Genomic DNA, 20,162 nt, shown 5'->3' with positions numbered 1-20,162 from the left:
CGGGGCACGGATGTTGCTCCATGACCTTCCAACGATGAAATCAGGACTCAGCTTTCTTGTTGCAGCGCGACGCTGCGAAATCGACGAACTGGACCAGCTCGGGCGCACCAGCGAACTGGTGGGCACGATCGGCCGGCTGGTGCATGCGCTGCAGCGCGAGCGCGGGCTTTCCAACGTGCTGCTGGCGTCGCAGGGCAGACGTTTTGCCGCGCAACGCAGCGTGCAGGTCGGCGAATGCATCCGGCTGGAGCATGAGGTGCGCGCCGGCTTCGACGGGCTGCAGGCCGAGGCGCGTCGACTGGGCAGCGGGACGCGCCTGTTCAGCCGCATCGCCTGGGTGCTGCCGGGGCTCGATGCCCTGCCCGTGCTGCGGCGGCGCGTCGGCGCGCTGGAGATCGGCGTGGCGGACGCCTCGGCGGCCTTTGCCAAGCTGATCGCGGGGCTACTGGCGGTAGTGTTCGAGGCGGCCGATGGCGCGACGGACCCGGAGATATCACGGCTGCTCGCGGCCATGTTCAATTTCATGCAGGGCAAGGAGTTCGCGGGCCAGGAGCGTGCATGCGGCGCGGCCGCATTTGCCGCGGGCGTGGATGACGGAACGCGCCAGCAGCAGTGGCTGCAACTCATCGCGGCGCAGGAGCGCTGCTTCCATGTGTTCACCGAGTTCGCCGGGCCGGTGCTGGCGACGCTGTGGCAGGAGAGCCAGCCCGGAGAAGAAACCGCCGAGCTGGAGCGCCTGCGCCGTGCGGCCATCACGACGGCCCCGGGCGAGCCGCTGGACTCCGAACTCAGCACGGTCTGGTTCGACTGCTGCTCGCTGCGCATCGACGCGATGAAGGCGATCGAGGACCGGCTGGCGAGCGACCTGCGTGCGCTGTGCGACCGCAAGATCACCGAGGCGCGGGCCGAGGCAGATGCGAACGAGGCGCTGCTGGACCAGGTGGCAGGTACGGAGGGAACGTCGGCCTTCTTCGACGACATCGCGCCGCAGCCACCCACGGTCAAGGCGTACGGGCACCAGCTCGAACGTTCGGTGCTCGACATGCTGCAGGAACAGTCGCAACGCCTGCAGGCCATGAGCGACGAGCTGGATGCCGTGCGCGCCGGCCTCAACGAGCGCAAGCTGGTGGAACGGGCCAAGGGTCTGTTGATGGCGCACCGGCGCATGACCGAAGAAGAGGCGCACAAGATGCTGCGCCAGACCGCGATGAACCAGAACCGGCGGCTGGTCGATGTGGCCGAGTCGGTGCTTTCGATGGCGGACTTCCTGCCGGGCACAAGCTGAATTGGTGCGCTGCACAAATCGGGTGCCCTGGACTCGATTTCAACCTGATGGGACGGAAAGCGCTGCTACATCAGCGCTTGTTGCTATCACTTTCATAGCAAACAGCCACTCCAAATCGCTGGCACGCCGCTTGCATTCAATCCCGGCATAGACCAAAGACGGTCGTCAGGCAGGTGGCCTCCAACGACGGATGCCGCTGACCCACAGGACAAAGGCGTCCTTGCCCGCATGCACTCGTAAATCACTCGAGCGGCTGATGCGCGGCGAGGACGCCTTTTTGTTTTTCGTTTTGTTGTTTTGACCGGAGTTCGCCCCATGACCGATGCGCTGAAATTCAAGTTGAGCCGACGCACTGCGTTGAAGGCCGCCGCCGCGGGTGCGGTCGGCATCGCCCCCGCCTTGCGTGCCGCCGTCTGGGCCCAAGGCTCGGACAAGCCCGAGAAGGCCGAGGTGAAGATCGGTTTCATCCCGCTGACCGACTGCGCCAGCGTGGTGATGGCCTCGGTGCTCGGCCTCGACAAGAAGTACGGCGTGAAGATCACGCTGAGCAAGGAAGCCAGCTGGGCCGGCGTGCGCGACAAGCTGGTCAATGGCGAGCTCGACATGTCGCACGTGCTCTATGGCCTCATCTACGGCGTGCACGTCGGCGCTGGCGGCCCGAAGAAGGACATGGCGGTGCTGATGGGCCTGAACCGCAATGGCCAGGCGATCACGCTGTCGAAGACGTTGGCCGACAAGGGCGCGGTCGACGGCCCCTCGCTGGCCAAGCTGATGGCCAAGGAGAAGCGCGAATACACCTTTGCCGGCACCTTTCCGACCAGCACGCACACGATGTGGCTCAACTATTGGCTGTCGGCCTCGGGCATCAGCCCGATCAGCGATGCCAAGGTCATCGTGGTGCCGCCACCGCAGATGGTGGCCAACATGCGCGTGGGCAACATGGACGGCTTCTGCGTCGGCGAGCCCTGGGGCCAGCGCGCCATCATCGACAAGATCGGCGTGACCGCGATCACCACGCAGGACATCTGGAAGGACCATCCCGAGAAGGTGCTCGGCACGCGCGCCGAGTTCGTGAAGGCCAACCCCAACACCTGCCGCGCCGTGATGATGGCCGTGATGGAAGCGGGCAAGTGGATCGACGCCAACCTGCAGAACAAAGCCAAGATGGCCGAGACGGTGGCCGAGAAGTCGTACATCAACACCAGCGCCGACGCGATCAACCAGCGCATCCTGGGCCGCTATGAGAACGGCATTGGCAAGACCTGGGACGACCCCAACCACATGAAGTTCTTCGATGACGGGCAAGTCAACTTCCCGTACCTGTCGGACGGCATGTGGTTCCTCACGCAGCACAAGCGCTGGGGCATCCTGAAGGAGCATCCGGACTACCTGGGGGTGGCCAAGCAGATCAACCAGATCGACCTCTACAAGGACGTGGCCGGCGCGATGAAGGTCAGCGTGCCGAAGGACCCGTTGCGCACCAGCAAGCTGTTCGATGGTGTGGTGTGGGATGGCAAGGACCCGAAGAAGTACGCGGACTCGTTCCGTGTGCAGGCTTGAGAGGAGCGCGGACATGGTCAGTGCTGTTTTTCACTCTCCCCTTGACGCTGCCATTCCTCTCCCTCTCCCGCGTGCGGGAGAGGGGCGGGGTGAGGGTGTGGCTCGTGTCGAGGCTGCCCCTCACCCCAGCCCTCTCCCCAGGGGGGAGAGGGAGAAACGCAAGTCCATTGATCTGCGCTGGTTCTGGATGCGGGTGTTGCCGCCGCTGGCGGGCTTCGGCTTGCTGGTGTTGATCTGGGAACTGGTGGCGCTGCGCAGCACCAACGGCTTCCCTTCGCCGCTGGAGACCTGGAAGCAGGCCGTCGATGTGTTCAGCGATCCGTTCTACAGCAACGGACCCAATGACCAGGGCGTGGGCTGGAACGTGCTCTCGTCGCTCAAGCGCGTGGCCTTCGGCTTCGGGCTTGCTGCGGCGGTGGGCATTCCGGCGGGCTTCGCGATCGGGCGCTTCGAGTTCCTGTCGCGCATGTTCAACCCGCTGATCAGCCTGCTGCGGCCGGTGTCGCCACTGGCCTGGCTGCCGATCGGGCTGCTGGTGTTCAAGGGCGCCAACCCGGCGGCCATCTGGACCATCTTCATCTGCTCGATCTGGCCGATGATCATCAACACTGCGGTCGGCGTGCAGCGCGTGCCGAGCGACTACATGAACGTGGCCAAGGTGCTCAACCTCAGCGAGTGGAAGATCATCACCAAGATCCTCTTCCCCGCCGTGCTGCCCTACATGCTGACCGGCGTGCGCCTCGCGGTCGGCACCGCCTGGCTGGTGATCGTTGCGGCGGAGATGCTGACCGGCGGCGTCGGCATCGGCTTCTGGGTGTGGGACGAGTGGAACAACCTCAACGTCAAGAACATCATCATCGCGATCTTCGTGATCGGCATCGTCGGCCTGTTGCTGGAGTTCGCGCTCATCAAGATCGCCACCGCGTTCACGTTCGAAGAGGTGAAGTCATGAGCGAAGTCACATCCGTGATCAGCAAGGCGGACAGGAAGTTCATCGACATCAGCGAGGTCGAGCAGACCTTCAAGACGCCCAAGGGCAGCTTCCAGGCGCTGCGCGACATCAACCTCACCGTGGCCAAGGGCGAGTTCGTGGCGCTCATCGGCCACTCCGGCTGCGGCAAGTCGACGCTGCTCAACCTGATCGCCGGGTTGACAAAGCCCACGCATGGCGCGCTGCTGTGCGCCAACAAGGAAATCAGCGGACCGGGTCCTGAGCGTGCGGTGGTGTTCCAGAACCATTCGCTGCTGCCCTGGCTGACCTGCTACGAGAACATCTACCTGGGCGTGGAGCGCGTTTTTGGTGCCACCGAGAAGAAGGCGCAACTCAAGGCGCGCACCGATGCGGCGCTGGCGCTGGTCGGGCTCACGCCGGCCACGAACAAGCGACCCGGCGAGATCTCGGGCGGCATGAAGCAGCGCGTCGGCATTGCCCGCGCGCTGGCCATGGAGCCCAAGGTGCTGCTGATGGACGAGCCCTTCGGTGCGCTCGATGCATTGACGCGCGCAAGGTTGCAGGACGAGTTGCTCGCCATCGTGCAGAAGACGCAGAGCACGGTCGTGATGGTCACGCACGACGTGGACGAAGCGGTGCTGCTGTCCGACAAGATCGTGATGATGACCAACGGCCCCTCGGCCACGATTGGCGAAGTGCTGACCGTGAACCTCGAGCGTCCGCGCAATCGCGTGGAACTGGCGGAAGACCGCAACTACGTTCACTATCGAAAGGCGGTGATCGACTTCCTGTACACGCGACAGGGTCATGTCGAGAAGGCCGCGTGAGTGTTCGTCTTCCACAACCAACGAGGAGCTTCACGATGACCCCCAATCAGATCCAACTGGTGCAGTCCAGCTTTGCCAAGGTCGTACCCATATCCGACCAGGCCGCCGCGATCTTCTATTCACGGCTGTTCGAATTGGCGCCGGATGTGCGGGCGCTGTTCAAGGGCGACATGGTCGAGCAGGGGCGCAAGCTCATGACGATGCTGGGCAGCGTGACCCGCGGCCTTGGCAACCTCGACACGCTGGCGCCAGTGGCCCAGCGGCTTGCAGAGCGACACGTCGGCTACGGCGCGCAGCCCGCGCACTACGCGGTGGTGGGTACGGCCCTGATCGATACGCTCGACAAGGGGCTGGGCGAGGAGTTCACGCCCGATGTGCGCAGCGCCTGGGAGACCGCCTACGGTACGCTCTCGGACGTGATGATCGCGGCGGCCCAAAAGACGGCTGCGGCCTGAATCCGGAGGCACGGCCGTGAAGACATTCATCCGCGTCATCGAGTTCTGGGTCCCCAGCGAGGATGGCAGCCTGCTTGAATTCGGCGGTGGCCTGTTCGGCCCCGCCCATCGCTTCGCGGCCGTCAGCCAGAACCTCTGCTTCGGCCGCGGCGAAGGCTTGCCGGGCCGGGCCTGGGACACGGGCCGCCCGATCGTCCTCAAGGAGTTGTCGGGCTCCTACTTCCGGCGGGCCGCGGCGGCCAAGACAGCAGGACTGACCTGCGCCATCGCGCTCCCGATCTTCAAGGGCGACCGGCTGAGCTCCGTCGCCGTGATCTTCTGCGGCGACGATGAGGAGCATTCAGGCGCCATCGAGCTCTGGGGCAACGACCCGGAAGAGTCCGCCGACATGACGCTGGTCGACGGCTACTACGGCACCACCGGCGACACCTTCGAGTTCATCTCGCGCGCCACCGCGTTCCGTCGCGGCACGGGCCTGCCCGGCATGGCGTGGGACGCACAGAAGCCGGTGTTCCTGCCGGACCTGGGCAAGGGCGCGGGATTCATTCGCGCCGACAGCGCAGTGAAGGTCGGCATCAACCGCGGCTTCGCGATCCCGTGCTCGACGCTGGACGGCTCCAACTTCGTGATGGCCTTCCTGTCGGCTCGCGCAACGCCGATTGCGCGCCGCATCGAAGTCTGGGAGCCCGATGCAAGCGGCACGCACCTGCGGCGCAGCCTCGGCTTCTCGGAGGCCGCCACGAAGTACGAAGACGCCTTCGAGGCCATCTCCATGGTAGGCGAGGCGCCGGACGCTGCCGGCGCCATCGCTCGCGCTTTCGCGAGCGGCGTTCCGTTCACGGCCGAACCCATGATCGCCATCCCCGTCGCGCCGCAAGGTCGCATCACGGCGGTGATGGCGCTGCACTTCTGATCACCTCTTCATTCAGGAAGGCACACGATGAAAAAGATGAAACTGGTCCTGGTGGGCAACGGCATGGCCGGCGTCCGCGCGGTAGAGGAGTTGATCAAGCTCGCGCCCGACCTCTACGAGATCACGGTGTTCGGCGCCGAGCCACATCCCAACTACAACCGCATCCTGCTGTCGCCGGTGCTGGCCGGCGAGCAGACGGTCGAGCAGATCATCCTGAACTCGTGGGAGTGGTATGCGGAGAACGACATCACCCTGCATGCCGGCAAGCTGGTGACCGAGGTCGATCGCGTGAAGCGCATCGTGCGGGCCGAGGCGGCGGACGGCAGCATCGTGGAAGCCGAGTACGACCGCCTGCTGCTGTGCACCGGCTCCAACCCCTTCATCCTGCCGGTGCCGGGCAAGAACCTGAAGGGCGTGATCGCCTATCGCGACATCGCCGACACGAACACGATGATCGAGACCGCGAAGACGCACAAGCATGCGGTCGTCATCGGTGGCGGATTGCTCGGCCTGGAAGCCGCCAACGGACTCATGCTGCGCGGCATGAGCGTGACGGTGGTGCACGTCAACGCCTGGCTCATGGAGCGCCAGCTCGATGATGTGGCGGGCGGTCTGCTGCGCAAGTCGCTGGAAGAACGGGGGCTCGATTTTCGGTTGAATGCGCAGACGCAGGAACTCGTCGATGACGGCGAAGGCCGCGTCAAGGCGGTGAAGTTCAAGGACGGCAGCGAGGTGCCGGCCGACCTGGTGGTGATGGCCGTCGGCATCCGCCCCAACACCACGCTGGCCGAATCGATGCGGCTGCATTGCAACCGCGGCATCGTGGTCAACGACACCATGCAAACGGTAACCGATGCACGCATCTACTCGGTCGGCGAATGCGCCGCGCACCGCGGCATTGCCTATGGCCTGGTGGCGCCACTGTTCGAGCAGGCCAAGGTCGCGGCGAATCACCTCGCGCAGTTCGGCATCGGGCGCTACCAGGGCTCGCTGACCTCGACCAAGCTGAAGGTCACGGGCATCGACCTGTTCAGCGCCGGCCAGTTCATGGGCGGCGAAGGCACAGAGGAAATCGTGATGAGCGATCCTTTCGGCGGGGTCTACAAGAAGCTGGTGATCAAGGACGACAAGCTGGTGGGCGCGTGCCTGTATGGCGACACGGTGGACGGCAGCTGGTACTTCAAGCTGCTGCGAGACGGACGCAGCGTGCACGACATCCGCGAGAAGCTGATGTTCGGCGAATCGAACATCGGCGACGTCGGCCATGAGGGCCACAGCAGCGCCGCGACGATGCCCGACGAGGCCGAGGTCTGCGGCTGCAACGGCGTGAGCAAGGGCACGATCTGCAAGGCGATCAAGGACAAGGGCCTGTTCACGCTGGACGAGGTGAAGAAGCACACCAAGGCCAGCGCGTCGTGCGGCTCCTGCACGGGCCTGGTCGAGCAGATCCTGATGTTCACGGCCGGCGGCGACTATTCGGCTGCGCCGAAGAAGAAGGCCATCTGCGGCTGCACCGACGCAAGCCACCAGAACGTGCGTGACGCCATTCGCAAGGAGAAGTACCTCACGCACGCGGAGGTCTACGAAGGCCTGGGCTGGACCACGCCGAACGGTTGCGCCAGCTGCCGCCCGGCCGTCAACTACTACCTCATCAGCACCTGGCCGAAGGAGGCCAAGGACGATCCGCAAAGCCGCTTCATCAACGAGCGCAGCCACGCCAACATCCAGAAGGACGGAACGTACTCGGTGGTCCCGCGCATGTGGGGCGGGCACACGACGCCGGACGAACTCAGGCGCATTGCCGACGCGGCGGACAAGTACAAGATCCCGACGGTCAAGGTCACGGGCGGCCAGCGCATCGACCTGCTGGGCGTGAAGAAGGAAGACCTGCAGGACGTGTGGCGGGACATCGGCATGCCCAGCGGCTTCGCCTACGGCAAGTCGCTGCGCACGGTGAAGACCTGCGTGGGCAGCGAGTGGTGCCGCTTCGGCACGCAGGACTCGACGCAGATGGGCAAGGACCTGGAGCATGCGCTGTGGGCGATGTATTCGCCGCACAAGGTGAAGCTGGCCGTCTCGGGCTGCCCGCGCAACTGCGCTGAGGCGGGCATCAAGGACGTGGGCGTGATCGGTGTGGACTCGGGATGGGAGGTGTACGTCGGCGGCAACGGCGGGATCAAGACCGAGGTGGCGCAGTTCCTCGTGAAGCTCAAGACGAGCGAGGAAGTGATGGAGTACACGGGGGCGTTCCTGCAGCTGTACCGCGAGGAAGGCTGGTACCTGGAACGCACGGTGCACTACATCTCGCGCGTGGGGCTGGACCATGTGAAGAAGAAGATCGTCGAAGACGTTGCCGGTCGCAAGGCACTGTGGGAGCGCTTGCAGTTCGCGCTGGATGGCGAGCCGGATCCGTGGTTCGAGGCGAACCGGGCGCAGGTCGATGTGCGGCAGTTCGTGCCGGTGGCCGATGCGACGACGGCGCCGCTGGTCTACATGCCGAAGGCCAGCATCGCCTCGCCGGATCTCGCCGATATCTCGTGATGCAGGAGGCACCGATGACCGAATGGAAAACCATCTGCCGCGTCGACGAGATCCCGGTGCTGGGCTCGCGCCGCGTGTCGCGCCCGGTGGGCGTGGCCGTGGCGGTGTTCCGCAACAGCCAGGACGAGGTGTTCGCGCTGCTGGACCGCTGCCCGCACAAGGGTGGGCCGCTGTCGCAGGGCATTGTGTTCGGCAACAGCGTGGCCTGTCCGCTGCACAACTGGACGATCGGGCTGGAGGACGGCTGCGCGAAGCAGCCCGACGAGGGGTGTACGCCGAAGTTTGCGTGCCGGGTCGAGGGTGGGCACGTGCTGCTCGACGCGCATGAGTTGGCGACACATGCGCTGGACCTCAAGGCGCCGCGTGCCGGTCCTGGTCAGGCTGCGCCCGCGGGTCCGTTGGGAGACGAAACCTTTGATGTGCAGGCGCCTCATGCTTCCTGAATTTGTCGTTGCGGGCATGTCGAACGCATCGGGCGCATTGGGGACATCGGGTGGGTCATGGGCCAGGGGCGCGTCGACGGGCGGCATGCGGCACGGGCCGGCCGACCCTACTGCGCTGGTCGCTTCGCGACTCCCCTGCAGTGCCCGCGCTTGGCGGGGTCCACATGAACTCGCTTCGCTCAAACAGCATGTGGCCCTGATCCGCCAAACGCTGCGCGCTTCGGCAGCGCACAAGGGATCGACCAACCCGCACCGCATGCCACCCGCCGACGTGGACAGGCTTGTGTTGCTCGGCCGCTCATCGAAGGACAACGCTCGGGGCTTCTCACCGTGCCGGCTGTTGGTCTTCCTCCCTCTCCCTCTGGGAGAGGGCTGGGGTGAGGGCAGCCGCACCCAAAAAGGGGACGAGGCCTTAGTTCACCCCCAAGCCCGGTGCGCGGTGCGGGTCGGGCGATCCCTTCTGCGCCGCCGAGCAGCGCAGCGTTGCGCGGATCAGGGCTCGCGATTGTCTGAGCCGAAGGCGAGTTCGAGCCAGACCCCGCGAAACGCGAGCAGCGCAGGGCAGCCGCGAAGCGGCCGGTGCAGTGGGGTTGCACGGCCCGTACCGCGTACCGGGCGCTCCGCCCAAGGGACGACTTCGCCCGCATCCAAGTCACAAAAGCCATGAAAGAAACCAAGTCCACCTGCCCCTACTGCGGCGTAGGCTGCGGGGTGATCATCGAATCGCAGGGCGACCAGATCACCGGCGTGCGTGGCGACCCGGACCATCCGGCCAACTTCGGCCGCCTCTGCACCAAGGGCTCGACCCTGCACCTCACCGCATCGGCCGAAGTCACCCGCCAGACGCGCCTGCTGCAACCCATGCAGCGCCTCGAGCGCAACGCCGCCCCGCAACCCGTCACCTGGGACACCGCCCTCGACACCGCCGCCGACAAGTTCGCCGCCATCATCCGCGACCACGGCCCCGACGCCGTCGGCTTCTACGTCTCCGGCCAGTTGCTCACCGAGGACTACTACGTCTTCAACAAGCTCGCGAAGGGCCTTGTCGGCACCAACAACATCGACACCAACTCGCGCCTGTGCATGAGCAGCGCCGTCGCGGGCTACAAGAAGACGCTCGGCGCCGATTCGCCGCCGGCCTGCTACGACGACTTCAAAGACGCCCAATGCCTCTTCATCGTCGGCAGCAACACCGCCTGGGCGCATCCGATCCTGTTCCGCCGCATCGAGGATGCGAAACTCGCCAACCCGGCGATGAAGATCATCGTGGCCGACCTGCGCCGCACCGACACCGCCGAGATCGCCGACCTGTTCCTGCCGATCCAGCCCGGCACCGACGTGATGCTGTTTCACGGCATGCTGCACCTCATGCTGTGGGAAGGCTGGACGAAGCCCGAGTACATCGCCGCGCATACCACCGGCTTCGACGCGTTGAAGACCACCGTTCGCGACTGCACGCCCGACAAGGTCGCGCAGACCTGCGGCATCGACAAGGCCGACCTGCTCGAAGCCGCGCGCCTCTTCGCCACCTCCGCCGCCACGCTGAGCCTCTATTGCCAGGGCCTGAACCAGTCATCCTCCGGCACCGCCAAGAATGCCGCCCTCATCAACCTGCACCTGGCCACCGCGCAGATCGGCAAGCCCGGCGCCGGCCCCTTCTCGCTCACTGGCCAACCCAACGCCATGGGCGGGCGCGAGGTCGGCGGGTTGGCCAACCTGCTGAGCGCGCACCGCGACATGTCCAACGCCACACATCGTGCCGAGGTCGCCGCGTTGTGGGGCGTGCCCGACGTGCCCGCCATCCCCGGAAAGACCGCCGTCGAGATGTTCCAGGCCGCCGCCGACGGCGAGATCAAGGCGCTGTGGATCGCCTGCACCAACCCTGCCCAATCCATGCCGGACCAGGCGACGGTGCGCCGCGCCCTCGAACGCGCCGAGTTCGTGGTGGTGCAGGAGGCCTTTGCCACCACCGCCACCTGCGCCTATGCCGACCTGCTGCTGCCCGCCACCACCTGGGGCGAGAAGACGGGCACCGTGACCAACAGCGAGCGCCGCATCTCGCGCGTGCGCCCGGCCGTCGCGGCGCCTGGCGCGACGCGGCATGACTGGTCCGCGGCGACGGACTTCGCCCAGCGCCTGGAAGCCCGCCTGCCCACACGCGCATCGACGACGCTCTTCCCCTACCTGCTCGACAACGAAGTCGGCGCCGAATCGATCTGGAACGAGCACCGCGAGTCCACACGCGGGCGCGACCTCGACATCACCGGCTTGAGCTGGCCGATGCTCGATGCCCAAGGCCCGCAGCAATGGCCCCTGCCCGAAGGCGCCAGCACGGGTCGTATACGTCTCTACGAGGACGGCCGCTTCCCGACACCAGACGGCCGCGCCCGCTTCGTCGACACCCCCTACAAACCCCTCGCGGAACAACGCGAGGCCCGCTTCCCCTTCTCCCTCAACACCGGCCGCCTGCGCGACCAATGGCACGGCATGAGCCGCACCGGCACGCTCGGCCGGCTGTTCGGCCATGTGGCCGAGCCGGTCGTGCAGATGCATCCGCAGGACATGGCCCGGCGCCACCTCAAGGAGGGCGACCTGGTCCACCTGACGTCGCGCCGCGGCAGCATCGTGCTGCCGGCCCAGGCCAGCCGCGAGGTCGGCATGAGCCAGGCCTTCGTCGCGATGCATTGGGGGGAGGAATACCTGAGTGGCCTTGCCTCCAACGGCGAACGCCTCGCCGGCATCAATGCACTCACCACCCCGGCCTTTTGCCCCGATTCGAAGCAACCCGAGCTCAAGCACGCGGCGATCAAGATCCTCAAGGCCGAACTGCCGTGGTCCCTGCTCGCGGCGGCCTGGCTGCCGGACGGCACGGCGCTGAGCACGCGGCAGCAGTTGCGCGAACTGATGAAGGAATTCCCCTTTGCGAGCTGCGTGCCCTTCGGGGCCGGTGGTGCGCTGTCGGCGGGCGCGGCCGATCGCACCGGCCTGCTCTTCCGCGCCGCCGGCCACGAAGCCGCCCCCGATGCCCTGCTGGCCCGCATCGAGTCCCTGCTGGGCCTGGCCGCCGCCGACACGCTGCGCTACGCCGACGTGCGCCACGGCCAACGCCGCGCGGCGCGCCTGGTGCGCAGCACCGACGTTGCTGGCGAAGCGCACCTGGAGGGCTTCCTGCTGGCCGGCGACACACGGGCCGAGGCCTGGATCACCGCGCTGCTGCGCGGCCAATTGCCCGCGCAATCCTTCGGCAGGCAACTGTTGCGCCCCGGCGCCACCGCGCCGGTGGGCGTCGCCGCGCGCGGCAAGATCGTCTGCAGTTGCTTCGGCGTGACCGAGACGGCCATCGTCGAAAAGCTGCAGGGCTGCACCGGCAACGACGAACAGCGCCTCGCGGCGCTCCAGGGCGCGCTGCAATGCGGCACCAACTGCGGCTCCTGCATTCCCGAACTCAAGCGCATGGTCCGCACCGAGCTGGCGGAGGCGGCGCTGTGAGCGCAGCGCCGGGCCCGATGACCACCCATGCATCGCCCGCGGGCATAAGCCGACTCGCGAATTGGCATAACGCTTGCGGGACAATCCCTGCACCCATGGGAATCAGCCAATACATCAAGGAAATCGGCCGCGGCGCGCGCGGCGCGAAGCCACTCACCCGCGAACAGGCCACCGACCTGTTCGGCCAGGTGCTGGACGGCACCGTCACCGACCTGGAAATCGGCGGCTTCTGCCTGGCCATGCGCATCAAGGGCGAGACGCCCGAGGAGATGGCCGGTTTCCTCGACGCCACGCACACCCGCCTGAACCGCATCCCGGCCGGCGACCGCCCGCTCATCGTGCTGCCCAGCTACAACGGCGCGCGCAAGTTGCCGGTGCTCACGCCCCTGCTGGCGCTGCTGCTGGCGCGCGAGGGCCTGCCAGTGCTGGTGCACGGCGCGGCCACGGAATCCACTCGCGTGCTGGCGTCGAGCGTGCTCGCCGCACTCGGCACCCAGCCCATGACCGCCATCGCGCCCATCGCCAATGGCGAAGTCGCCTTCGCGCCGACGGAGTTGCTCAGCCCCGGCCTCAAGCGCCTGCTCGACGTGCGCCGCGTGGTCGGCCTGCGCAATCCGGGCCACAGCGTCGTCAAGCTGATGCAGCCGACCGAAGGCCCCTGCGTCGTGGTCGGCAGCTACACCCATCCGGCCTACGCCGAGTCGATGGCCGCCACCTTCGAGCTGATGGGCATCACCGCCCTGCTCTCGCGCGGCCTCGAAGGCGAAGTGGTGTCGGACCCGCGCCGCACCGCGCAGATCGACGGCTTCCTCCGCGGCACGCGCACCGAGCTCCAGGCGCAGCAACCCGGCACGCAAGGCGAGGTCGAGGGCCTGCCGACCGAGATCGACATCGAAACCACGGCCGACTACACGCGCCGCGTGCTGGCCGGCGACGCGCCGGTTCCGGCCGCGATCGCGCAACAGGTCGAATACATCCAGCAACTGGCGAACCGGCTATGAGCAAAACCATATTCCCCACCCAAGGCACCTGCACCCTCGTCGGCGCCGGCCCGGGCGACCCGGACCTGCTGACGCTGAAAGCCGTCAAGGCGATCCATGCAGCCACCGTGCTCTTCGTCGACGACCTGGTCAACGACGCCATCCTGGGCTATGCACGCCCGGAGGCGCGCATCGTCCACGTGGGCAAGCGCGGCGGCTGCAAGAGCACGCCGCAGGCCTTCATCGAGAAGCTGATGATCACCGCCGTGCGCGAAGGCGAGGCCGTGGTGCGCCTGAAGGGCGGCGACCCGTTCATCTTCGGCCGCGGCGGCGAGGAGGTGGAGCACCTGCGCGAGGCCGGCATCGAATGCACCGTGGTCAACGGCATCACCGCCGGCCTGGCCGCCGTGACCTCGCTCAACGTGCCGCTCACCCATCGCGACCATGCGCAGGGCGTGGTGTTCGTCACCGGGCATGCCAAGACCGGCGCGGGTGCCGCCGAGGCGCCGACCGACTGGCGTGCCCTGGCCGCCACGGCGCGCGACGCGCGACTCACGCTGGTGATCTACATGGGCGTGTCGGGCGTGCAGCACATCCAGGATGAATTGCTGCACGGCCTGCCGGGCGACACGCCCGTCGCGGTGATCCAGCATGCCACGCTGCCCTCGCAGCGCCACATCGCGACCACGCTGTCCCGGCTCAAGGCCGGGATTGCGGAGGCCGCGCTGGCGAGCCCGTCCATCATCGTGGTCGGTGACGTGCTGCGCGGCCTGGCCGCCGCCGGTGCCGAGAACCAGTCCCGCTTCGGGACCTGATCAGCCGCTGAAGTAAGGCCGCTCCGCCGGCAAGAGTGCCCGCTTGGCAAAGCTGCGCCATGGCGCCGGCGCACGCTGGCCCCAGGCGATCAGCCCGATGCCGTAGGCTTGCGCGCGCAATTGCGGCGACACGCCTTGCAGCAGTGCCTCCAAGTGGGTCCGGTCGCGGAATATCGGCTCGGGCCGCTGGGGGTCACGCGGCGGGTCGCGCAAGGCCTCCACGGACGCCACGAATTTTCCCAGTGCCTTCGCCTCCGCGGCCGGCAAGCGGCGCACGAGCGCCGCCAGTACCTGATCGGTCTTCTGCCCCGACTTGATCGCGAGACCGACGGCCATCCACGCATCGTCCCAATCCATGGCCAGGCGGGCTTGCGCCTTGAGCGCCGCTGCGACGGCCGCGGGCGTGGCGCCGTCGGACGCCCCGACCATCAGCGCCAGTCGGGGTTCCGGCGCCGACGGGGCCTCGGCGAGTGCGAGCGCCCTGTCGAGCTGGCCCCGGTCCAATGCGGCATAGCCCAGCGCCGCCCCGTCTGACAGCGACAAATTGCTGCCCCGCAACTCGACCAGTGTCTGGAGCAGTTGGGAATGAGCCGCCAGGTCGGCAAGGTCGGCGCCCTCGCCACTCTCGATGCGACGGATGCGCGCCAAGTCCAGCGACACGGCATGACGCAGCGACGGATTCCTCCCGGCCGCCTCCAGCGCCTGCCGCGCCTGCGGCCAGGCCTGCTCGGCAGCCCAGACATGGGCAGCGGCGTAGGCGAACCAGGCGCTGCCCGGATACTGGGCCGCGCCGCTCTTGAAGGTCGCGTCCCTCACCGCCGCATCGTCGATGCAGCGCACCGTGAGGTGGACCAGGTCGCCCTGGTCAGGCCGCGCCCGCTGCAATTCCCGGTGGCGATCGCAGACGCGATGGCGCTCGCCCGGCACCGCGACGTCCTGAAGGGCGCGCAGTGCAACGATTTCATAGGGGTCGCGTTGCAAGCGCTCTCGCAGGATCGCATCGCGCCCGGGCAGCGCTTGCGCCAGCGTGATCCAGTCGAGCAGGTCGGGCGAATCGGTGGCGTCCCAGCGGGCATGGGCGGCGATCAGCGCATTGCGTTCCGTCTCGCTCTCCAGCAGGCCGAGGTTCTCTCGCACCGAGCGCGTTTCCGCGGGGCTCAAGGCCTCGCGCGTGCCACCGCCGCCCGAGGTCCGGATCTGCTTCGGTGGGGCCTCGAGCACGTACTGCGCCGCCTGGCTCGACCAGCGCGGCGCGCCGAGCAGCCTGGCCTGGCGCGCCGTTGCGTCGCCATAGGTCGCGGTCCAGGCCAGCAAGGGGCTGGCGCCTGCGATGTTGTAGACATAGCGGGCGCCAACCTGCTCCGGCGTCACCGTCAGCGAGTCGATCGCGGCGCCCTCGGCCGTGTGCGCCGCCAGCACGAGCGGCCGGTTGGACTCGACCTCGAACTGCTTCGACGCACCCGCCGCCAACATCGCGCGCTGGCCGCCCACCTGCACCTCGACATGGCGGGCCAGCCCGTTGAATGCCGTGACCTTGGACGTGCCCCAGGACGCGCTCACACCCATCAGGCTGGCGACGACCCCGCCCGCCACCGCAAAGCGTGCCGCTCCCGCCCACCAGCCATCGGCGATCTGGAAGCGCGACCAGGCGTCGAGCTTCAGTTGACGCGGTCGTTCCTGTCCCGCGACCAGCGTGTCGTAGCGGTCTGGCGTGACGGGCATCACCGGCGCCTCGCCCAACGGCTGCCGGGTGATGGCCGCGTCGCGCAGCCGCGCTTCCGCCCGCAGCAGGCTGTCGAGCGCCGCACGCCGAAGGCAGCGCAAGGCCCGCATCATCGGGTTGAGCCAACTGTCGAGCGCCTTCAGCCACTCGTTGATGTTCTCGTGCGAGGGATGGACGAAATCGAACTCGCCGACGTCCAGCATCTGATCCCAGTTCGCATGCCCGAGCAGCGCCATCACCTCGACGCCGGGCAGCATGGTGATCCGTTCGCGCGAGACCTGCGACATCAGCATGAACAAGGCGCCGGCATCGCAGAGCGCACGCTCGGCTTCGCTGTGGCTGGTCTTGCGCTTGGCCGTGACCATTGCGACCGTGTTCTGCAGCACCGCATGCATGTCGAGCAGGTTGGCTTCGGTGTGCTCCGCGTAGTGCAGCAGGCGCAGCAGGCCGAACCAGCTCGCCTCCCACTCCGCGCCCGCCCTGGACGCCAGCACGCGGCAGGTGCTGCGGCACAGCCGGTCATGCGCCGCCAGCGCGCGCTCGATGTCCGAGATCTCCCGAGTGACCTCGTCGATCGCTCCCGCGAGTTCGCGCCGCTTGATCGGGCGCCCGCGATGCTCCAGCCGCGTGCCGGCGCTCACCGCGGCGCCATTGCGAAGCGCGGTCAGCGCAGCGCGCTCGTGGCACAACGCGTCGAGCCGTTCGAGGTCGGCGGACAGCGAATCGGGGTACAGCTCGGCGGACGCTTCTGCAGAGCCTTGCAGGTCGAACAATTGCTCCGCCGTCGTCTCCGATCGCGTCACGGCGCGAGCCAGGTAGAGCCCGCGATATTGGCGGCGGTACGACTCGCGGTCGTACTCCGCATCCAGCGCGGCCTGCGAGGCCTCGCGCGAAGCCACCATTGGCGCCGGTTCGATGTGCCGGATCAGGCTGGCGCAGATCCGCTCGCGCAGCGCATGCGGCTCGTTGAACAAGGCCCAGCTCGACTCGCCACGCAACTCCGCCGACAGGTACATGCGCTTGGCGTTCTCCTCGCGCTCATGGCTGGCCGGGTGCGTGGACCACATGCGCGACATCTGGATCTTGTCGCGCTTGAAGACGCGGTGCTCGGCGGATACGGGCGACGCGACCGTCGGCGGCACGCCGTAGCCCGGGTCGTCGTAGACCGCGCGCAGTTTCACCAGAACGCGCGCCTGGATGTCGTAGAGGTCGGCGGTCGCCTGGCCCTTCTTCAACTGCTGGTTGGCGAACTCCAGCGTGCGGTCCCAGGCGGTCTCGGCCGCCTGCATCTTGTAGAGCGCATGAACCAGCGCATCGCTGCCCGCCAGTCCCACCGCCACGCGGTCGGCCTGGAACTCCATCTCGCGCGACAGCGCACGGTCGGCCAATACCACCACGCGGAAGAAGCTGTCCACCAGCGAACGGATGGCCCACACCAGCACGGAGAACAGCCAGCCGACCCAGGCCACGCGAATGTCGGCACGCGACACGCGGCCAAGGAAGTTGTCGAAGCGGTCGCGCTTGGCCACCACATGCCCGGCGATCTGCTGCGCCAGGTAGACCCAGCGTCCGACCGCCATCGTGCGCTGTGCGAAATGCCCGAACTCATGGGCCAGCACGGCCTTGAATTCCGACACCGTCAGCATGTTGACCAGCGCCAGCCCGATCTCCAGGTTCTTGCGCGAGGGCAGGAACAGGTTGGCCAGCGACAGGTCGTAGAACACCGCCGCGTTGACGCGGGTCGACAGGTACACCTTGTGCGGCCGCGGCGCATTGGCTTCGTCGGCCAGGCGATGCAGGAAGGCGAACAGCCGGGGTTGATCGGCCGCGGAAATCTCGGTGAGCGAACCGAGTTCGCCGCGGCGCACGAACACCAGCGCCTTGAGCATGAAGAAGGCCAGGAAGCCAGCCGCCACACCGACCAACAGTTGCAGCACACCGTCGGGCGAGCCATGCAGGAACGCCCGCACCGACACCCATGCCTTCCAGGCCAGCCAGACTGAAAAACCGAGGTAAGCCGCGACAAATGCCAGCAATGCCGCCATCGCGAGCCAGGCTTGCCGACGGTAAGCCGCGCTGGCCCTGACAATCGCCTCCTTCCCCGCACCCGGACCTGCCGGATACAACGCATCCATGTTGTGAGCTCCCTCCAGCCGAGGATGCGAAATGGGAGAGACCCCACTGACAATCGCCATCCGCTGGTTCAAAAATAGTGACAGGGATGATCCATGTGCGACCCGATGGCGGAAAGCTAGAAATGCTCGGAAAACTCAACGAATTCAGCGAGAGCCACGGCGAACTCCAGCCGGGCAAGGGATTAGTCACAGGAACCATCGCGCTTACGCTCGGCATCCTGTGCTTCCTGGGGGTGCTGGCCTTCCATTTCCCGCAGTACCTCACCACGCCGGAGCTGCGGCGCAGCTACAACGTCGACGTGATGCGCTACATCCTGCTGACGGCGATGGTGATCGCGGGCGGCCTGTCGCTGGTCAACGTGATCTTCAACCGGGCCCGCTGGCTGTCGGCCTTCGCGTTCCTGCTGGTCGCGGCCGCGCTGCTGCTCGGCGGCCACAAGGTGCCGGTGGACAGCAACTTCCCCGACCATACGCCCTACATCGGGCTCGACTGGTTCATCCTCGACCTGCTTGGCTCCTCGCTGATCTTCATCTTCATCGAGAAGCTGTTCGCCTACCGCAAGGAGCAGCCCGTGTTCCGCGATGAATGGCAGACCGACCTGTACCACTTCATCGTCAACCACATGATCGTCGGCTTCGTACTGCTGGCGACCAACCTGCTGGTGCACAAGCTGTTCGGCTGGGCCGCCAACGACGGCATCCGCGGCTGGGTGGCCGACCTGCCCTTCTGGGCCGGGCTGCTGCTGATCATCCTGGTGGCGGACCTGGTGCAGTACTGGACGCACCGCGGCTACCACGAGGTCCCTTTGCTGTGGCGCCTGCACGCGGTACACCACAGCGTGAAGAGCATGGACTGGATGGCCGGCTCGCGCCAGCACATCCTGGAGCTGCTGATCACGCGCACGCTGGTGCTGGCGCCGATCTACGTGCTGGGCTTCAGCAAGGACGTGATCGACGCGTACATCGTGGTGGTCGGCTTCCAGGCGGTGTTCAACCATTGCAACGTGAACGTGCGCCTCGGGCCGCTGCGCTACATCATCGTCACGCCCAACTTCCACCACTGGCACCACAGCCAGGACGACGAGGCGATCGACAAGAACTACGCTGCGCACTACGCCTTCCTCGACTACCTCTTCGGCACCGCCGTGAAGAGCACCAAGCTGTGGCCCGAGCACTATGGCGTGGTCGGCGACTACGTGCCGAACGGCTTCTTCAAGCAGCTCAAGTTTCCGTTCGTCTGGAAGGGATGATGAAGTTCCCTGCCCTGGTCGCCGCGACGGGCGCGGCGCTGCTGCTGTCGGCCTGCGCTTCGCGCGTCGACCTCCCCACGCGTGACACACCGCCGGCCCTTCGCATCCAGAGTTCCGCCATTGCGCCAGGCAACGGCGGTGAACTCATCACGGCCGCTTCGCTGGAGCCCGGCGACATCCTGCTGACCTCGGTCGCCACCCTCACCTCCTTCGGCATCCGTCTCGGCAGCTTCGCGCCGGTCAGCCATGCGGTGCTCTACCTGGGTGACGGGCGCATCGCCGAGGCCGTGGGCAGCGGCGTTCGCGCGCGCAGCCTGGCCGAAGTCATCGCGGAGGAGCAGATGGTGGTGGCCTTCCGCGCCCCCGGCCTGGACGCCGCCCACATCGAGCGCATGCGCGCGTGGGCGCTGTCGCAGGTCGGCACGCCCTACAACACGGTCGGCGTGATGCTGGATGCACCCTTCGTGCTGAATCGCCGCGTGTGCGAGTTGCCGGGCGTGCCGTCACCGGTCAGCAACTTCTGCATGACCGGCATGGCCACCGTGCAATTGGGCGCCAGCCGCAACGACCGATTCTTCTGCTCGCAGTTCGTGCTGGAGGCCTACAAACAGGCCGGCGCCCCGATCACCACCGCCGACCCGCGCTGGGTCAGTCCGGCCGACCTGCTGCACATGCGCGAAGGCGACGTGCCGTCGATCCCGGCGACACAGCCGCTGCGCTATGTGGGGCATCTGAAATACAACCCGGTGCCGGTCATCACGGCGGATGGGGCGACCTCGCGGTGAAGGCCCCGA

The 20,162-nt window shown here is 67.1% G+C and carries 14 protein-coding genes; 13 read left to right on the top strand and 1 reads right to left on the bottom strand.

The window, feature by feature from the left end; translation table 11 throughout:
* Positions 1–34: 34 nt before the first annotated feature.
* The 11 genes from WKW79_RS12545 (at position 35) to cobA (ending at position 14,260) form a co-directional block, all read left to right on the top strand.
* Positions 35–1,285, top strand: a complete 1,251-nt coding sequence (locus WKW79_RS12545) for a nitrate- and nitrite sensing domain-containing protein (protein WP_340335482.1) — start codon at positions 35–37, stop codon at positions 1,283–1,285.
* Positions 1,286–1,600: 315 nt separating this feature from the next.
* Entirely contained in the window at positions 1,601–2,845 is a 1,245-nt protein-coding gene (locus WKW79_RS12540; protein WP_340335481.1) for a CmpA/NrtA family ABC transporter substrate-binding protein, read from the top strand.
* A 13-nt stretch (positions 2,846–2,858) separates the two neighbouring features.
* Entirely contained in the window at positions 2,859–3,797 is a 939-nt protein-coding gene (gene ntrB, locus WKW79_RS12535; RefSeq protein ID WP_340335480.1) for a nitrate ABC transporter permease, read from the top strand.
* Entirely contained in the window at positions 3,794–4,624 is an 831-nt protein-coding gene (locus tag WKW79_RS12530) for an ABC transporter ATP-binding protein (protein WP_340335479.1), read from the top strand. Before ntrB ends, WKW79_RS12530 begins: the two co-directional genes overlap by 4 nt.
* 35 nt (positions 4,625–4,659) lie before the next feature.
* A complete protein-coding gene (locus WKW79_RS12525; RefSeq protein WP_340335478.1) occupies positions 4,660–5,079 on the top strand; it encodes a globin family protein in 420 nt (139 codons plus the stop codon).
* 16 nt (positions 5,080–5,095) lie between these two features.
* Positions 5,096–5,992 carry a GAF domain-containing protein gene (locus WKW79_RS12520; protein WP_340335477.1) on the top strand — a complete coding sequence of 299 codons (897 nt, stop codon included), beginning with the start codon at positions 5,096–5,098 and terminating at the stop codon, positions 5,990–5,992.
* Positions 5,993–6,019: 27 nt separating this feature from the next.
* Complete coding sequence (gene nirB / locus WKW79_RS12515; protein WP_340335476.1) at positions 6,020–8,533, top strand: nitrite reductase large subunit NirB; 2,514 nt, start codon at positions 6,020–6,022, stop codon at positions 8,531–8,533.
* A gap of 14 nt (positions 8,534–8,547) precedes the next feature.
* A complete protein-coding gene (nirD, locus tag WKW79_RS12510) occupies positions 8,548–8,976 on the top strand; it encodes a nitrite reductase small subunit NirD (RefSeq protein WP_340335475.1) in 429 nt (142 codons plus the stop codon).
* 663 nt (positions 8,977–9,639) lie between these two features.
* Complete coding sequence (locus WKW79_RS12505; RefSeq protein ID WP_340335474.1) at positions 9,640–12,465, top strand: nitrate reductase; 2,826 nt, start codon at positions 9,640–9,642, stop codon at positions 12,463–12,465.
* A gap of 95 nt (positions 12,466–12,560) precedes the next feature.
* Positions 12,561–13,466: a DNA-binding protein YbiB gene (ybiB, locus tag WKW79_RS12500; protein ID WP_340335473.1), complete on the top strand. Its 906-nt coding sequence runs from the start codon at positions 12,561–12,563 to the stop codon at positions 13,464–13,466.
* Entirely contained in the window at positions 13,463–14,260 is a 798-nt protein-coding gene (cobA, locus tag WKW79_RS12495) for a uroporphyrinogen-III C-methyltransferase (RefSeq protein WP_340335472.1), read from the top strand. The genes ybiB and cobA overlap by 4 nt, the downstream gene beginning before the upstream one ends.
* Here cobA and WKW79_RS12490 read toward each other — a convergent pair whose 3' ends face one another.
* Positions 14,261–18,118 (bottom strand): M48 family metallopeptidase, encoded by a 3,858-nt coding sequence (locus WKW79_RS12490; protein ID WP_340335471.1) that lies wholly within the window; start codon positions 18,116–18,118, stop codon positions 14,261–14,263.
* A 122-nt stretch (positions 18,119–18,240) separates the two neighbouring features.
* Between WKW79_RS12490 and WKW79_RS12485 the strand changes: the two genes are divergently transcribed.
* Positions 18,241–19,368: a sterol desaturase family protein gene (locus tag WKW79_RS12485; RefSeq protein WP_340335470.1), complete on the top strand. Its 1,128-nt coding sequence runs from the start codon at positions 18,241–18,243 to the stop codon at positions 19,366–19,368.
* A complete protein-coding gene (locus WKW79_RS12480; protein WP_340335469.1) occupies positions 19,368–20,153 on the top strand; it encodes a YaeF family permuted papain-like enzyme in 786 nt (261 codons plus the stop codon). The genes WKW79_RS12485 and WKW79_RS12480 overlap by 1 nt, the downstream gene beginning before the upstream one ends.
* Positions 20,154–20,162 lie beyond the last annotated feature (9 nt).

Origin of the sequence: Variovorax robiniae, assembly GCF_037889955.1 — a bacterium.
Classification (GTDB): domain Bacteria; phylum Pseudomonadota; class Gammaproteobacteria; order Burkholderiales; family Burkholderiaceae_C; genus Variovorax; species Variovorax robiniae.
This window is presented reverse-complemented; position numbering and strand designations above follow the sequence as displayed.

Bases quoted from the DNA above. Each gene is read 5' to 3' on its own strand.
- cobA (WP_340335472.1), top strand. From the start codon at position 13,463: ATGAGCAAAACCATATTCCCCACCCAAGGCACCTGCACCCTCGTCGGC.
- WKW79_RS12540 (WP_340335481.1), top strand. From the start codon at position 1,601: ATGACCGATGCGCTGAAATTCAAGTTGAGCCGACGCACTGCGTTGAAG.
- ntrB (WP_340335480.1), top strand. From the start codon at position 2,859: ATGGTCAGTGCTGTTTTTCACTCTCCCCTTGACGCTGCCATTCCTCTC.
- WKW79_RS12490 (WP_340335471.1), bottom strand. From the start codon at position 18,118: ATGGATGCGTTGTATCCGGCAGGTCCGGGTGCGGGGAAGGAGGCGATT.
- WKW79_RS12530 (WP_340335479.1), top strand. From the start codon at position 3,794: ATGAGCGAAGTCACATCCGTGATCAGCAAGGCGGACAGGAAGTTCATC.
- WKW79_RS12525 (WP_340335478.1), top strand. From the start codon at position 4,660: ATGACCCCCAATCAGATCCAACTGGTGCAGTCCAGCTTTGCCAAGGTC.
- ybiB (WP_340335473.1), top strand. From the start codon at position 12,561: ATGGGAATCAGCCAATACATCAAGGAAATCGGCCGCGGCGCGCGCGGC.
- WKW79_RS12505 (WP_340335474.1), top strand. From the start codon at position 9,640: ATGAAAGAAACCAAGTCCACCTGCCCCTACTGCGGCGTAGGCTGCGGG.
- WKW79_RS12545 (WP_340335482.1), top strand. From the start codon at position 35: ATGAAATCAGGACTCAGCTTTCTTGTTGCAGCGCGACGCTGCGAAATC.
- WKW79_RS12485 (WP_340335470.1), top strand. From the start codon at position 18,241: ATGCTCGGAAAACTCAACGAATTCAGCGAGAGCCACGGCGAACTCCAG.
- WKW79_RS12480 (WP_340335469.1), top strand. From the start codon at position 19,368: ATGAAGTTCCCTGCCCTGGTCGCCGCGACGGGCGCGGCGCTGCTGCTG.
- nirD (WP_340335475.1), top strand. From the start codon at position 8,548: ATGACCGAATGGAAAACCATCTGCCGCGTCGACGAGATCCCGGTGCTG.
- nirB (WP_340335476.1), top strand. From the start codon at position 6,020: ATGAAAAAGATGAAACTGGTCCTGGTGGGCAACGGCATGGCCGGCGTC.